The 15,007-nt window shown below is 43.4% G+C and carries 11 protein-coding genes and 1 other RNA gene; 4 read left to right on the top strand and 8 right to left on the bottom strand.

All coding sequences use genetic code 11. The features are described 5' to 3' along the window. Nucleotides 1–488 precede the first annotated feature (488 nt). The 7 genes from A3IE_RS0105055 to A3IE_RS0105020 form a co-directional block, all read right to left on the bottom strand. Nucleotides 489–1,001: a hypothetical protein gene (locus A3IE_RS0105055; protein WP_020394510.1), complete on the bottom strand. Its 513-nt coding sequence runs from the start codon at nt 999–1,001 to the stop codon at nt 489–491. A 38-nt stretch (nt 1,002–1,039) separates the two neighbouring features. Further along, nucleotides 1,040–1,813 carry a hypothetical protein gene (locus A3IE_RS0105050; protein WP_020394509.1) on the bottom strand — a complete coding sequence of 258 codons (774 nt, stop codon included), beginning with the start codon at nt 1,811–1,813 and terminating at the stop codon, nt 1,040–1,042. A 726-nt stretch (nt 1,814–2,539) separates the two neighbouring features. Continuing rightward, on the bottom strand, nt 2,540–3,169 hold the full coding sequence (locus tag A3IE_RS0105040) for a LysE family translocator (protein WP_020394507.1): 630 nt from the start codon (nt 3,167–3,169) through the stop codon (nt 2,540–2,542). Between the two features lie 13 nt (nt 3,170–3,182). Continuing rightward, nucleotides 3,183–5,159: a peptidase U32 family protein gene (locus A3IE_RS0105035; protein WP_020394506.1), complete on the bottom strand. Its 1,977-nt coding sequence runs from the start codon at nt 5,157–5,159 to the stop codon at nt 3,183–3,185. A gap of 86 nt (nt 5,160–5,245) precedes the next feature. Next, a complete protein-coding gene (locus A3IE_RS19950; RefSeq protein WP_020394505.1) occupies nt 5,246–6,238 on the bottom strand; it encodes a nuclease-related domain-containing protein in 993 nt (330 codons plus the stop codon). A 240-nt stretch (nt 6,239–6,478) separates the two neighbouring features. After that, nucleotides 6,479–6,805 (bottom strand): AzlD domain-containing protein, encoded by a 327-nt coding sequence (locus A3IE_RS0105025; protein WP_020394504.1) that lies wholly within the window; start codon nt 6,803–6,805, stop codon nt 6,479–6,481. Further along, nucleotides 6,802–7,548, bottom strand: coding sequence for an AzlC family ABC transporter permease (locus A3IE_RS0105020; protein ID WP_020394503.1), 747 nt, complete (start codon nt 7,546–7,548; stop codon nt 6,802–6,804). The genes A3IE_RS0105025 and A3IE_RS0105020 overlap by 4 nt, the downstream gene beginning before the upstream one ends. Before the next feature lie 116 nt (nt 7,549–7,664). Here A3IE_RS0105020 and A3IE_RS0105015 point away from each other — a divergent pair, with 116 nt between their 5' ends. From A3IE_RS0105015 to A3IE_RS0105005, 4 genes are all read left to right on the top strand, one after another. Next, complete coding sequence (locus tag A3IE_RS0105015; protein ID WP_020394502.1) at nt 7,665–9,479, top strand: endonuclease/exonuclease/phosphatase family protein; 1,815 nt, start codon at nt 7,665–7,667, stop codon at nt 9,477–9,479. A 55-nt stretch (nt 9,480–9,534) separates the two neighbouring features. Further along, nucleotides 9,535–9,895, top strand: a transfer-messenger RNA (tmRNA) gene (gene ssrA, locus A3IE_RS22425). A 312-nt stretch (nt 9,896–10,207) separates the two neighbouring features. Continuing rightward, entirely contained in the window at nt 10,208–12,706 is a 2,499-nt protein-coding gene (locus A3IE_RS21910; RefSeq protein WP_020394501.1) for a tetratricopeptide repeat protein, read from the top strand. A 102-nt stretch (nt 12,707–12,808) separates the two neighbouring features. Next, nucleotides 12,809–14,125, top strand: coding sequence for a sensor histidine kinase (locus A3IE_RS0105005; RefSeq protein ID WP_020394500.1), 1,317 nt, complete (start codon nt 12,809–12,811; stop codon nt 14,123–14,125). Here the strand turns inward: A3IE_RS0105005 and A3IE_RS0105000 are convergent. Next, on the bottom strand, nt 14,076–14,765 hold the full coding sequence (locus A3IE_RS0105000; protein WP_020394499.1) for a response regulator transcription factor: 690 nt from the start codon (nt 14,763–14,765) through the stop codon (nt 14,076–14,078). The genes A3IE_RS0105005 and A3IE_RS0105000 overlap by 50 nt on opposite strands. Nucleotides 14,766–15,007: the final 242 nt, after the last annotated feature.

The following is a 15,007-nucleotide window of genomic DNA, read 5'->3' as shown; positions in this document are numbered from 1 at the left end:
CAACGCGGAACTGGGCTAGGCACCGGACGACCAAACGCAGTCTCGTAATCAGAACTAGCCCAACGCGGAACTGAGCCAGGCATCGGACGACCAAACGCAGTCTCGTAATTAGAGCTAGCCATTCTATGGAAATCAACAGCATTAGATGATCTAGCATGAAAAATTGACATGTTGTTTTCTCCAAAAACTTAAATTATTTTGCTAATCATGCCCTTAAAGAATATATACACTTCAGTCTAATTTATACTTTTATTAGATGAAATGCTTTTAATAAAAGATAGAAGGAATTCAATCTAAAAAACGCTTAAATTTTAAAATAAATCATATTTTTATAAATATCAACAACATGAAATTTCACACTTGATCCCTCTCTTGCTAGTTTGCTTCTAAATTTTAGAAAAATATAAAAAAAATCAAAAAATCATATAATAAATTTACATTCATAAAAGCCTACTAAGTTAATAGTAGGCTAAAAAGCAAATTACGTTTTAAGGAGCGTAATAGCGATAACCGTTGCTTGTATAAGGCGTATAATTAGGTGAATGAAGCATTCTAGGTAGCTGTCCCCATTTAGATCTAAACGCAGAAGCACCTACTTTTATAGCTGAATGATCATCATAGATATATGATACTTTAGCACCTATTGGTGCAGCAGCCGGTGTAGTATTACTATAGCCAGTAGCTTTTAATTTATAGCTACCATCTAACCAATACTTATCTTCTTGAGGGCTATTCAACCACACTGTATTAGCTGTCGATTGGCTATACCAGGCATAAGAGTGACAATTATACCTACGTGATGCATTGGTTTCTCGTACCGCCAATGGATAATAAGTGGCAACATAATTATTCATTGACAGAATTTCGGCAGAAGACAGTTCATACGTTGCACAAACTCCAGTCACACTTGTGCCATACGGAGTGTAAAAACTGCAACTATAGTCAGCATATGCCGTTCCGATACTTCCAATAAAAAATAAAGCTACTAAATTACGAATCATAATAAAATCTTCCTAAGGTATATAATTAAAGTCGAAGCTTATTTATTAGCCATTTCTCCCACAGTAATGATCTCAGGAATAACTTCGGCTACAGCACCATTCCCACTCACTAACAACTCTTGAGTAGTGCTACTTAGAGCATCCTTATTAGTTCTCATGAGAGACTTTCCTAATACAAGCGCACTAGACTCATAGCCTAACGAGCCATAAAGCTCCTTATCTAGTTGTTTATTCTTTATATTTCTTAAAGCTAATTTAGATAACAACTTCTGTTCATTAAGAGATAGTCTATCAACAATAGCATCTTGAGCCAAAATCCATTCAAGTCTGCGAATTTTCGAGCTAACATTAACTTGATCCTCCGCACTTAGATTTACTCTTTTCAGATTAACCTCTAGCTTTTTATACTTCTTGACTAACTCCTGTGCAGCATCATCTCTACTTAATAGATCTTGAAGACCATTAAAGTTACGAACAACCTGCTCAAAGCCAGATTGGATAGAATTATGCGCTAATACATCATCAAAAAGAGGATAATCAAGGCTAAGCTCAATGAGTTCTTTAGTAGTTAATTTACCTAAATTCTCTTTAGCAATCTGAGCTTTATCAATCATAGCTTGATGATCTTTTAGCTGAGACCACTCTTGTTTACTTGTCTTAATAGGATAATTATTTTTAGCTAAATTTTGAGTTTCAACAACTGAGATAGCATCATCAAGTGTTATTGTCATTGCACTGTTAGATGCTCCTGCCATGCCAGCTAAAAGGACACCACATAAAAGCATATATTTCTTACGCAACTTACTAATCATAAAATAGATCTCTTTGATTTAATTGACAAAATTTAGAGTTTTCAATTTAGATGATTTCTATCTTTAAAACTCATTATTATTAATAGTTAATGATTAAAAAATTGTCAAGAAATTTCAAAAAAAGCATTCATAATAATTTACTCAATGCAAAGCACATCACGAAACCCAATAAGTCAACTACTACATCACAAATAATTAGAATCGAACAAATAGGTTATAGATATAAAAATAAAATCTCCCTTATAATAAAATTTTCGCAAGATTATATTTTTATTAGCCAGACTAAATCCAACGGTCGTGCTTTAGAGAAGTTGAAGTCCGCCTTGCAGCAAGATGCAGATTTTGTCCTGTGAGGTTCTGATGGCAAGCGTTCCGATAAGCTGACCGTCTTACTGCCATGGCAAGGCAAGAAGCGGTCTCTACCGCTGCCGTGATCGCAGCCACTTGTAATGCTCAATTAAATTTGGAGAGCCTAAGCGAACTTTTTGTAGAACTGAGCCTCATACGCTAAAAGAGAGAATCCACCATTAGCCCGATGTAGGCGCGAGGTATTGTAAAAGGCTAAACCCTGAGTGGCTTTGCGTAGGAACTTTTTTTGCTTCTTTAGATAAAGGTGAATTTTTTAATTCCTCTGCCTTTGCTAATACCGCATCCTTGGTTTTTGCTAGCACATATTCCAAACGTCGCAATAAACAAGTGGAAAAATTTTAGTTTCAAAAACTAGACTCAAGCTGGCAACTTACTCAGCAGCAAACGAATCCCTAACAATCCCATTACCGTACCTGCCAGACCATCAATCCATGCTTTATAAGTGAGATAGGTTTTCCGAGGGGTTTCAGCCGAAAGTAGATAAGCGACTAGGAGATACCAACAACCATCGACCAAAGCAGCCAGTACCGGTAAGGCAATATAGAAATACAGCGGAATCACTGGCGGTAAAAGCGCTGAGAATACGCTGGCAAATACAATTGCGGTCTTAGGATTACTGAGTTGTGTCAATAAACCATAAAAATATGCACGCTTTAGGCTCATCAGACTGGCACTGCCCTTAACTTCCGGAAGCGGCTCACGGGCATGGCTTAAAATTTGATAAGCCAGATATAATAAATACAACCCACCCGCGATTTTGAACGCCCAAAAAGCCAATGGCACAGCACTTAAGACGGCGTGCAAGCCAAGCAAAGCAATCAAAGCAAAAGTACCAGCGCCCGTGCCCATCCCTAAAGCAGTGGCATAACCATGTTGGCGGGATAAAGCGATAGAATTACGAGCCACTACGACGAAACTTGGTCCCGGACTCATTGCGCCAACAGCCAGTGAGCCAGTAATAGCTAATAGAGATAAATAAGCTTGCATAGGACACTCGTTATTAGACAGGACGCTGTTTGTAAAAGGTTAACGGCAGTGCGGTAGGCACGACACTCGGCGGTGGTTGTTTCAAGATATGTTTTTTCATCTTACCCATTACGTGCATTTCACAAGGGCGGCATTCGAATTTCAGGGTATAAGTTTCATCGCCATTTTTGAGGATTAAAGGATCAGCGCGCACCTGCCCCATCACCCCTTGCACACCTTTAGCTTGTTTCGGGCAGAGATTATAAGAGAAGCGCAGGCAATGCTTGGTGATCATTAAACTTACCTCGCCCTCCTCTTCGTGTGCTTCATATGCTGGTTCAATTACTTCCACGCCATGCTTACGATAGAACTGCCAAGCCAGTGAGTTATAGACATTCGCCAAATACGACAAGCTAGTTTCAGGATAAATCGGCGCAGGCTCTAACGGCGCTTTTCGTGTCGGACGTTGCCAAGCCGCTAAGCGCGCTTGCTCTAAAGCAGCCACCGCATCACGGCGTAATTGATTTAAGCTTGAGACTGGCACAAACCACGGCTGGCTCAAATTGAGTTGAATATCTTGCACAACGAAAATCGTATTGCCTAACTTGCCAAGATTTTCACGCAAACTCGCCCATGCTTTATCAGCTTGACGTGCTGGCTCTAAGGTCAGATCAAGCTGCACTGTCGCACTAATCATGTCCGCATCAGTAATGCTTAAACTCAACCCTGTGGGTGTTTCATGCAAACTTAGCCACACTGGAATTAAACGCTCAGCGGATTTTTTCAAAACTGCTAATTCCCAAGCATGGTCACGATTACGCGACACGTCCGTACCTATTGTTAAGCCCGCCAACATGCTCAGATCGTTCGGTACAATGCGCCAAATGGTTTCACCGTCTTTAGTTTTGTCACGCAGCTCCACTGTATTGGCTTGCAAGCCCACCACCTCACGCTTACGCATGAAATTCAGACCATCGCCATTGGCCATCGCCTCAGCAGTTACGACTTCCAGCCACTCTTTGCTAACTTGATGCACCTTACCTAAACGCAATCCCACAAACTTGGGCGAATCAAACGCACCAATATCGGCTTGGCGTCCGGTCGCAAAATAATCGGTGCTGCCCCTATGGAAAGTTTTATCCGGATTTGGTTTGAAGAAAATCTCACTAGCACCCGAACTGGCACGCGCCCACTCCGGTCGACGCTCCAAAATTTGATCGAGTAATTGGCGATAATGCGCAGTGATATTTTTCACATACGACACGTCTTTATAGCGCCCTTCAATCTTTAGCGAGCGCACACCGGCATCCAATAAAGTCTCTAGATTCGCAGACTGATTATTGTCTTTCATCGACAATAAATGCTTATCGAAAGCAATCACCGCCCCATTTGACTCGGTCAGTGTATAAGGCAAACGGCACGCTTGTGAACAATCCCCACGATTCGCACTGCGCCCCGTTTCCGCATGACTGATATAACACTGCCCTGAAAACGCGACACACAAAGCACCATGAATAAAATATTCAATCGTTGCACCATCGCCCACCGTTTGCGCAATCTCGCGAATCTGTGCAATAGTCAATTCACGCGCTAAGACAAGCTGCGAGAAACCTACCTCGGATAAAAACTTTGCTTTAGCGGCGGAACGAATATCGCATTGCGTGGAGGCATGTAATTGAATAGGTGGAATATCCATTTCCAAGAGTGCCATATCCTGCACAATCAGCGCATCCACACCGCTATTGTATAAATCATTGACCAGCCGCCGCGCTGGCTCTAGTTCAGCCTCATGCAGAATGGTATTGAGGGTAACGAAAATCCGCGCATGAAAACGGTGTGCGAACTGCACCAATTCAGCAATGTCGGCAATAGTATTGCTGGCATTATGCCGTGCCCCAAAATCAGGCCCACCGATATAAACCGCATCCGCGCCATGTAAAATGGCTTCTCGACCGATATCAGCGTTTTTTGCAGGTGAGAGTAGTTCGATTTGGTGGGGTTGGAGACTCATGGTGTTTGGCTAAGTAACAATTAAGAGTGCGCAGTATAACATTTCGCACTCGCCACGCAGCAGAATCCTTAATTCACTTAGCGACATTACGTCAACTGTGTCGTCGGATTTGTGAAGTAAAGCTCACTAAATTTGCATTCGGCACATTCTCGGAAAAACTGATCTCCTTCCTTTCGGATACGTGCACCACATTTATCTTTATCGCATTGCGGTTTTATAGCTGTATTACCACTACAGCCGTGGCACTTAAAGTAGTAACCATACTTGCCATACAAAACTGCTATATGGTTGCTTTTGCAATGGCGACAGACATGCCCTGATTGAACTGACTCACGAATATCAAATTTCGCGTTGTAATTCATGGCAATTGGGCTATGCAAAGCCGCCAACTTTCTAGCTACATCTTCAACCGTATCTGAAGCCACTATTTTTGCAGCAGCACTCAAAGTACCCAAAGAATTTTTAAAAGTAGCTCCAATTGAATCATCGTAAAATTCCATGATATAGCGCTTAAGCGTATCGGCTTTGATCACAGAATGCGTATCGAACTTCGTAGGTCGATCAATACGAGTATTTGGTGAAATCAATATTAACGGAATTAATTTAGGCATCAGGCGAAACCCCAAACGCTTCGGCAATTCAATTTGCTCCAAAGCATCCTGCAAAACCTTTACATGACGTTGATTTTGCTCAATGGGTGAGGGCATCCCTTCAAAACTCTTTTTATAATCATTCCACCTTAGGAACTCACCATTATCATTAATTCTAAGCCCTGCGTGAAATGATTTAGTTTCTAATACAAAAACATCTAAGGTTCGGTTAATTAGCAAATGATCAATTTGCGCTACTCTACCGTTGACCTCTAAACGTAAATCATGAAGCACTGCATAATTTTTTGAATCTTTGAAATCAAAATCAATTAAATAGGCGACTTCCTTTTCTACTTTTAGGCCAGCTCTTATAAAGCGCAACTCTTGTTCAATCCCTTTCTTTTGGCTATCGGTAAGATTTGGATAAGTGAGAAATTTTTCTAAGCTTGCCAAGCTTGGAGCTTTATCATCAGCAGATTTAATGAGCATATTATTAACCTTATTAGTATATCGAATAACTCAAATTGAGGTAGTGCAACTCATGCGTTGAAAACTCTCATGCTGAGCTTTTATGAGTCGCATTTTGGCATAGCATCAATAACTGTTTGTCCAAATTTCCAAGGCGTCTGAAGCACTACCCTATTACTCAAACTTAGCATCAAACTACTAAAAATTCACCAAAAGCCCGACCTGTTGCCAAGCCAGATAACAACATTTACCTTCAAATAGTTAGCTTATCAGCGCTTTACTCACAAAAAACACCACGACCCCAAACACAATCGTAATCAATGGTTTGCGTAATACCAAGCCAGTAACAAATGCAGCCCCCCCGCCCAAAAGCCAAGGATTATGCCAGTCCAAATCCCATTGCTTATTCGGCATTAAGAGCATGGGCATAATGATCGCAGTCAGCACTGCGACAGGCACAAAACGCAACGCCTCCTCCAGCCATGCCGGTAAATAGGTGCGATGGGCGCGCGCTAATAACACAAAACGAATAGCAAAAGTCACCGCAAACATACCAAAAACAACAGCTATTAAGAAGGTAGTACTCATGGTTGCACCTCAGCGCTGGATTTGAAGCGGGTCTGGACTTGCTCGCTTAAGAGTCCCGCTGCTACACCCAACAATGCTGCTATTAACATGCCTAAATTATTGGGCAAGTTATACAACACTACAGCCAGCCCACCTGAGACTAAAAAGACTGTCCAGTAAGGTAGGCTTCGCAAATAAGGGGTAATAATGCCCAGAAAGGTGGCAACCATCGCAAACTCTAATCCCCACTGCGACATATTGGGAATATATTTTCCGGCCACCACACCGAGAAAAGTGGTCACATTCCATATGGTATAAAACGCTAAAAATGAACCTAAATACGCCCAATGGCCGACTTCTAAATGCAATCTACCATTTTGATAATAGGGAGTGACCGCAGCATAGGTCTCATCAATTAAGCCAAAGGCCATAAGTGCGCGCCACTTCAAACTTAAATGCCGCACATATTTCATAAAATCAGCCGCGTATAATAAATGGCGCAAGTTCACGATAAAAGTAGTAGAAATAATAACCCACAGCGGCGCACCAGCCGCTAATAAGCCAATCGCAACAAATTGTGCAGACCCTGCAAAAACAAAAAATGACATAGCCATAGGCACCCATAAAGGTAAACCTTGACTAACTGCGAGTGAACCAAAAATAAAACCAAACGGCATATTACCAATAATCATGGGTAGCGAAACCAAAGCGCCAAAGCGCATAGCTGGCCATTTATGGAGTATAGGGACGGTATTGACTGACATGACTTCCCAACCGAAAAGCAAGCAGTGTCGCATAGCTCAAAGCGCTTAAGCAAAACTGATTACAGCGCTTTTTTAAGTTAGTGATATGCTTAATCAAATTTTTAAGGGATCGACGTATGAAATTGGCGACGTTTAATCTATTTCAGTTTGTTGCTCCAGGGCAGTTTTGGTATGAGGCTAAGGCTGAGGCCAGTTATACACCCAACGATTGGCAAGCCAAACAGGAATGGATTCAAAAACGCTTGGCTGAAATGGATGCCGATGTAGTGGGCTTTCAAGAAGTTTTTAGTATTGAGCCACTGCAAGCTTTATGTCGTGCGGCGGGTTATGAGCATTTTGCAACGGTTGATGTCTCAGGCACGATACCTGAGGATCCACGGGTGTTTAACCGTTCTGTAGTCGCTTTAGCCTCCCGTTGGCCGCTAAAAAACATAGCTAGTGTTCCATTAAATACAGCGGTCAAGCACGAATTACGTTTGGGGGATCAGTTTCAATTTAGCCGCTTGCCGGTTTGTGCTGAACTTGAAGTTCCTGACGCTGGGAACATAAAAGTGTGTGTCGTCCACCTGAAATCCAAACGCGCTTCAGCGTTAGCTATTAGTTATCCTGAAGCTATGCACTGGCGTGATCGTAGCGTAGATACCTTGATGCGCCTTTCACGTGCCAGCATTAGTTCGCTCATTCAGCGCGGCGCAGAAGCCACCTTACTATATCATTATGTGGCAGAGTCATTGCTGTCTGAGCCTAAACTACCTTGTGTCATTTTGGGTGACCTTAATGACGAAGCAGATTCTTCGCCGTTTAATGCCATCACGATGCAAGACAAAATTTATGAAATCGGTGGTATTCCTGAGGAGGATTGGCCTGAAACCGTAGCAGGCTATTTACATGATTACCGCCTTAGTGATGCCTTCCGACTGGCTCCCAATATGCGTCAACATCCGCGCCCTTTCACTCATATCCACCGTGGGCAAGGCACCACACTGGATCATATTTTAGTTTCCAATCAATTTAATGCGAATAACCCGAACGCGCTGGGCGAAGTGTTAAATTACTGGGCTTATAATCTCCACCTGAATGAGGATGGCATTGAAAATCGTCTGCAATCCGATCATGGTCAAGTATGTGTTGAAATTCTTCCCATTGGAGATCGTGCTAACCTGCCTGTTTTGGGTCGTAGCTTGCCGGAATCGCGTACTAACCTCAGCACCCGTCAAGATTTCATTGATTTAGCGGGTGGCATTTATCAAACCAATCGGCACTACCAACAATGGAGCAGCTCGGATAAATACGAAAAATTCTGGAGCTTTTTCTTTGATGGGCAATATGGCTGGGTGAAATCAGTCTATGGGGATATGCCCGTCAGTGAGCTACGTAAACGTGAAGCCCATAGCATCGAGCACTTAATTCCGCTCAATTTTCTGGATGCGTATCTGATCAATAAACGGATGCCACGCCATGTGCGTTATGGTGCTAGCACTAATCCTTTCAACCTAGCACCTTCAGAACGCCTACTTAATGCACGCCGATCCAGTTTCCCCTTTGACTTGGATGGCGACCAAATTGTGCGCCCGCCGCAATTAAGCATGAGAGAAGATCAGGCAATGGCTGGTTTTGATGCCGAAAATGAATGGGTGATCCCGACTCGCAGCCGTGGCTATGTGGCGCGTGCCTTACTTTATATGTTATTGGTCTATGGTATTGATGAACTGTATCAGCAACATATTGACACCTTGGTCGCTTGGGCGAAGAGCGATCCCGCTGATCCATGGGAAATCGCCTACAATCACTGGGTACAAAAACGCTTAGGCATACGCAATCCTTTAATGGACAGCCCAGAAAAGGCTAATATCCTGTTGGATAATCAAGAACTTATGTATGCCATGCTTGCACCCCATCACTCGCTTAAACCGCTTGCAGGAAAAACATGACAAATGCGCCAGCTCTGCGTAGAATGCGCCATTCACTTAGGTAGTGATATCACTAGGGGGCGACATGGCTTCGACGTGGATTACAAACCCTGGGGAGCATGCAGTGGGTGTGGTGACCACTTAAACACTAGTCACAAAAAATAGTCGCAAACGACGATTCTTTCGCTCTCGCTGCTTAATAACCAGTTGAAAGCTGTCTGACCGAGTCCGTGCTTATGCGTTCGGGTTTCAGGCATCATCTAACATAAGATCGTACCGGCGTTTGTTTAGGGCAAGGGTACTAAAACCAAACTAAACTAGCCTTCAATGAGCCTGTCAATCGGCGAGTTGCGGGTTAAATCAAAGATTGAATAAGCATGTAGTGCCTTCAGGCAGCGGATTTGCGGACGGGGGTTCAATTCCCCCCGCCTCCACCAATTCTAGGTCTACCATAGACCTTCCAGACCTGCTAAAGCCCTGTTGAGTCAGGGTTTTAGTGTCTCTAAGTTTCTCCTCAAACCAATTGACTCGCTAAACTTTCTAGGACTTGCAGTGTGTGGGTTTATACATTTGCGGCAAATGCAATATGAGTTTAGATATGAGAATGTATTATCAGTGCCATAAAGAAATTTGCTCACTGAAGTAATAGCTGGGTGTCTAATATCGTTCTGAACAAACAGCACATCAAACCAGCATTTCATTGTACTATCAATGCTTAAGCCCTCAACCTTTTCAAAAAGCGCTTGCCCATGCCAATTCCGCGTATTGCTCAACCAAATAACTGGATTCATCGCGTTGCTGAAGATGAGTTTGTGGCTTTATTGGCGGATAAAAAGCCTTATGTATTGCCGCTGATTGGCGTGGGTGGGGCAGGTAAAACCAGTTTGCTGCGACGATTTTTTGCTTATTGCGACAAGCACTCTATTCCCGCTTTGTATATTGATTTGCCGCATTTGACGGTGGCAACTGCATTAGATATGTGGTTGGGCTTAGAAGCGGTCCATGTGGAGTATTTTGAAGAAAAACGTAAAAAGCTACACAGTACCTACGAAAGTTTTAGCAATCTGTTGCAGGTGTATGGGGATGATGCCAGCAATGCGGCTGATTTATTACAAAAGCATGTCGATGAGCATTATGGTCTGGTGTTCGACACGGTTAAAGGCGCGGGCAAGGCTGTCTATGATTTTTGGCAGCGTGCTGAAAACAAGCAACATCAGAGTTTACTGAAACAGCCCGAAGAAAAATTAATTCGTGCGTTGGCGGAGGACTTTGCGCAAGGTGGTGTGATTCTGGTGGATACCTTGGAGCAAAGTGCCCAAAAGAGCCTACCCACCCGTTTGCAATTTATGGATGATGGTGAACTAAGAACCCCTGTCACAGAAAACGCACAGCCCATGCCTTGGTTAGCTTACTGTGCGGGCTTGGCGCATTTTTTATTAGATAAACCTGTGATTTTCACCTTTGCAGGTCGCCCCCCCGCTTTGCGTGAACTGGGGCAATTGCCAGCCAGCTATTTTGCCCCCACGATCCAAGTACCGGCTTTTACGGCTGCGGAAATTCAGCAGTATTTAGAAGCCAGTTTGCCGCGCCACATCCGCTCGCCTGAAACCAATGATATTCAACGTTTGCAACAATTGACGGTGGGCAATCCTTTTTTATTGGATCGTGTGCTGCGTTTAATGGTGGATTGGCAGCCGACATGGGATTGGCAAGCGGCGCAATGGCAACCCTTACTAAACAGTTACCAAAGCGATGAACGTCACGGTTTATTGCTGTATGTCACGCAACGTTTACTAACCCATGTGTTACCTGATGATCGTGTATTTTGGCGTTTGGCTTTGCCACGGCAATCTGTACAACGCGAGATGGCTGTCTTACTGTTTCCGACCGAAGAACTGGGCGCAATAGCTGGCTTAGCGCGTTTGCGTGTGTATGAGGAAAAAGGCTTGGTGTATCGGGAGCAAAACCCTGATCTGTATTTCTTGCATGATGAAACACGAGCCGCATTAGAAGCTTGGGCAAAGCGTGAAGGCGTGTGGCTGGATAGCGTCAGTGCCGCGCTTCATGGGCGCTTGGCAAAATGGATAAAGGAAAAAACAGATTGGGAGCATTTGCAAGCTAAACTAGAAAATTGGGCTCGTGAAAAAGATTCACCGCTACCTGAGTTTGACAATCCTTTGTTATTGGAAGGTGCTTATCATAGCATTAAGGCAGATCAGGCTTTTGAGCAACGTTATACAGGACATGATCGTGAGGCTTTTTGGTTGGGATTAGGTAGTTTGCTTACCTTCAATAATGCTCAAAAGATGAGGGTAGCGAACAATGTATCTGAGCTTACTTTAGCAGGGGCAACACTTTATAAAAAATTTTTTTACATTATAAAAAAAAGAATTAGAAAGCTTTATTCTTTTGAAATGCAACAATGGTTAGAAACAGAAAGCTTTGCAGGTCGACTGCCTACGGATTGGGAAAATAATGAAACCTTTTTCACAACTGCATTAAAAGTATTTCCAAAAGAACCCACACTTCTTGGCAACTTCGCCTATTTCTTGTGGCAAATCCGCCACGATTATGGCCGTGCAGAATCACTGTATCAGCAAGCCATTGAGGCCGATCCTAAGCATGCCGACCACCTTGGCAACTTCGCGACTTTCTTATGGGAAATCTGCCATGATTACGATCATGCGGAAACACTGTACCAGCAAGCCATTGAGACCGATCCTCAGCATACCAACCACCTTGGTAACTTCGCCAATTTCTTATCGCATATCCGCCACGATTACGACCGTGCCGAAATACTGTACCAGCAAGCCATTGAGTCCTATCCTAAGCTTGCCAACCATCTTGGCAACTTCGCCAATTTCTTATGGAAAATCCGCCACGATTATGACCGTGCGCAAGCACTGTACCAGCAAGCGATTAAAGTAAATCCTAATGATCCCTATCCCTACGCCAATTACGCTCAACTCAAACTGATCAAGGGCGATTACACACAGGGCAAAACCTTACTCGAACAAGCCTTTGACAATAAGCCCGAAGACCCCAGTTTACAACTCGAACTCTGGTTCTATTGCCTCGCTCATTTCCCCCATGACTACCTACAAGCTGAAGCCGAAATCCTGCGTTTATTAGCCAATGGTGAGCGTTCTACGGGTTGGGATTTGTCGGGCAATATTGCGCAAGCCAAACGAGATGGGCATCCACACATTGAACGTTTGCAAGCCTTGGCTAATCGGATTAGCGCTTAATAAAGTATTATTAGGGTAAGCGCTCTTCATTAAGGCGAAGCGAATACCTCACGAAGCTTGCCCCAACACAATAAAGACTCGATTTACTAAGGAATCACTACTATGTCCAAGCCCAGTGGAATTTATCGCAAACTGGTAAAAGTATTTGTCTTACAAATGCTATTTATTAGCGCGATCACGGTTTTGGGCGTGTATATCGCCGCCACCATTGTCGAAAAAGTTATGATTAAAGCTGCCTTAGAAGGTGAGGCAATTCATTACTGGAATCTGTTAAAAAAAGACCCCAATCATCCGACCCCCAATACGGATAATCTGATGGGTTATATTGCCAAACAAGGTGATTATAGCCAGATTCCCGACACTCTAAAGTCCGTACCACTCGGCTTTCGGCGCATTAGTTTTGATGGACGTCAGCCTATTATTTATGTGGAAGAGAAACACGGCGACCGTTTGTTTTTGGTTTTTGATGAACAGAGTGTTGGTAAACTGTCGTTTTATTTTGGTGTTGTACCGTTAAGCCTTGCCTTGATGGTGATTTATGTATCGGCATGGTTGGCTTATCGTTGGTCAAAAAACAGTTTATCCCCCTTGGTGTCGCTGGCGCAAACCGTGCGTGACTTTGATGTGCGCCGTGATCAGCCTGACGCCTTAAAATTAGAAGGTTATAATCAGTTAGCTCTAAATGATGAGGCGCGTATTTTGGCGGATTCTCTACAAGAATTTACCCAACGCCTAAAACGTCAATTGGAGCGTGAACGCGCCTTTACGCGTGATGTGAGCCACGAGTTACGTACACCCTTGGCGGTGATACGAGGTTCATTAGAGTTACTGGAAAAACAAGCGCAAGAACCTTTGCAGCAACGGGTGATTAATCGTATGCAAAGTACCAGTGACGATATGCTGTCCTTGATTGAAACACTGTTGTTATTAGCGCGAGAAGAAAATCATGCTGCTGAAGAAAATGTCTTAGTCAATGAGTTAGCCACTGCCTTACTAGAGCAAGTCACGCAGACCCATCATCTCACTCAACATGATGTCAGTTTACAACTCAAGGCGGATTTTTCTTTAGTAGTGAAAGCACCGCGCCAAGTATTAAATATTGTATTAGGCAACCTGATTCAAAATGCTTGTAATTACACCCTCAAAGGTAGTGTGACCGTGCATATCCAAGCCGATGCAGTAGAAGTGTGTGATACAGGTTTAGGGATGAGTGAAGCAGAGATTATTGTCGCGCAACAAGCCTTTGAACGTTTGCCGAAAACACAAGAAAAACAAGGTTATGGCTTAGGGCTGGATATTGTAAAACGGTTGTGTGATCGCTATCAGTGGCAACTATCCATTCAAAGCCAGCCCCAACAAGGGACTTGTGTTAAGGTGCGTTTTGCACAGGCGCAAATAGGCGCAAGCCAACACCTTTAACGGTTTGAATCAGTTCTGCTTGAAAAGGTTGGTCGAGTGCTTTGCGTAGATTGTAGATATGACTACGCAACGAATCGGTATCAGGTGTATCACTGCCCCATAACTCATTATGTAACTGTTCGCGGCTCACCACCTGCGGAGATTCACGCATCAGAATGCGTAAGATTTTAAAACAAGTGGGTGATAAAATGACTTCCCTGCCTTCCCGCCACACTTGCTGTGTGCCAGTATCTAAGACTAAATCACCCCATTGCAAACGTTTGGAGGCAACTTCACCGCGATAACGTTTGATTAAGGCTTTGAGTCTTGCCACTAACTCCTTGTTATTGAAAGGTTTAATTAAATAATCATCCGCGCCTTGTTCAAAGCCCGTGAGTCGATCATCCAATTGATCACGTGCCGTGAGCATTAAAATAGGAATATCAATGGCAAAATGTTGGCGGAGCTGGCGGCAGAGTTCAAAACCATCCATTTCAGGCAGGTTTATATCTAATAAGATGGCATCGTAAGTATTGGTCGTGGCGAGGTGCAGACCTTGTAAGCCGTGGGCGGCATAGTCTACCTCAATCTGTTCGCTATTGAGGTAGTCCATAATGGTTTGTGCCAGTAAACGATGATCTTCAACCAATAACACTAACATCGGCGCTGTATTACATTCAGTGGGGGATGATAGTGTTATAGTAGGGCGGATTTATAATTTTTCAAAACTCAACACTAATTCACCTACTTTAAAGCCAAATTTAGTCGTAATCGCACGGTTTAATACTGCTCATTCCTCTCACAGTAACGACACTTCAACGCGAGTGTGACTATCACACTACCTCTGTATCCACTACAGCATCGGATGATGCTTAACGGTATAAACACCAGCATTCAATTCTT

The sequence above is a fragment of the Thiolinea disciformis DSM 14473 genome, from assembly GCF_000371925.1.
Classification (GTDB): Bacteria; Pseudomonadota; Gammaproteobacteria; order Thiotrichales; family Thiotrichaceae; genus Thiolinea; species Thiolinea disciformis.
Note: the sequence above shows the minus strand (reverse complement) of the source record. Positions and strands in the feature narration are given on the sequence as shown.

Coding starts and splice junctions, on each gene's coding strand:
- A3IE_RS0105040 (WP_020394507.1), bottom strand. CDS start 3,169: ATGCAAGCTTATTTATCTCTATTAGCTATTACTGGCTCACTGGCTGTT.
- A3IE_RS0105035 (WP_020394506.1), bottom strand. CDS start 5,159: ATGAGTCTCCAACCCCACCAAATCGAACTACTCTCACCTGCAAAAAAC.
- A3IE_RS0105015 (WP_020394502.1), top strand. CDS start 7,665: ATGAAATTGGCGACGTTTAATCTATTTCAGTTTGTTGCTCCAGGGCAG.
- A3IE_RS0105020 (WP_020394503.1), bottom strand. CDS start 7,548: ATGTCAGTCAATACCGTCCCTATACTCCATAAATGGCCAGCTATGCGC.
- A3IE_RS0105050 (WP_020394509.1), bottom strand. CDS start 1,813: ATGATTAGTAAGTTGCGTAAGAAATATATGCTTTTATGTGGTGTCCTT.
- A3IE_RS21910 (WP_020394501.1), top strand. CDS start 10,208: ATGCCAATTCCGCGTATTGCTCAACCAAATAACTGGATTCATCGCGTT.
- A3IE_RS19950 (WP_020394505.1), bottom strand. CDS start 6,238: ATGCTCATTAAATCTGCTGATGATAAAGCTCCAAGCTTGGCAAGCTTA.
- A3IE_RS0105055 (WP_020394510.1), bottom strand. CDS start 1,001: ATGATTCGTAATTTAGTAGCTTTATTTTTTATTGGAAGTATCGGAACG.
- A3IE_RS0105000 (WP_020394499.1), bottom strand. CDS start 14,765: ATGTTAGTGTTATTGGTTGAAGATCATCGTTTACTGGCACAAACCATT.
- A3IE_RS0105025 (WP_020394504.1), bottom strand. CDS start 6,805: ATGAGTACTACCTTCTTAATAGCTGTTGTTTTTGGTATGTTTGCGGTG.
- A3IE_RS0105005 (WP_020394500.1), top strand. CDS start 12,809: ATGTCCAAGCCCAGTGGAATTTATCGCAAACTGGTAAAAGTATTTGTC.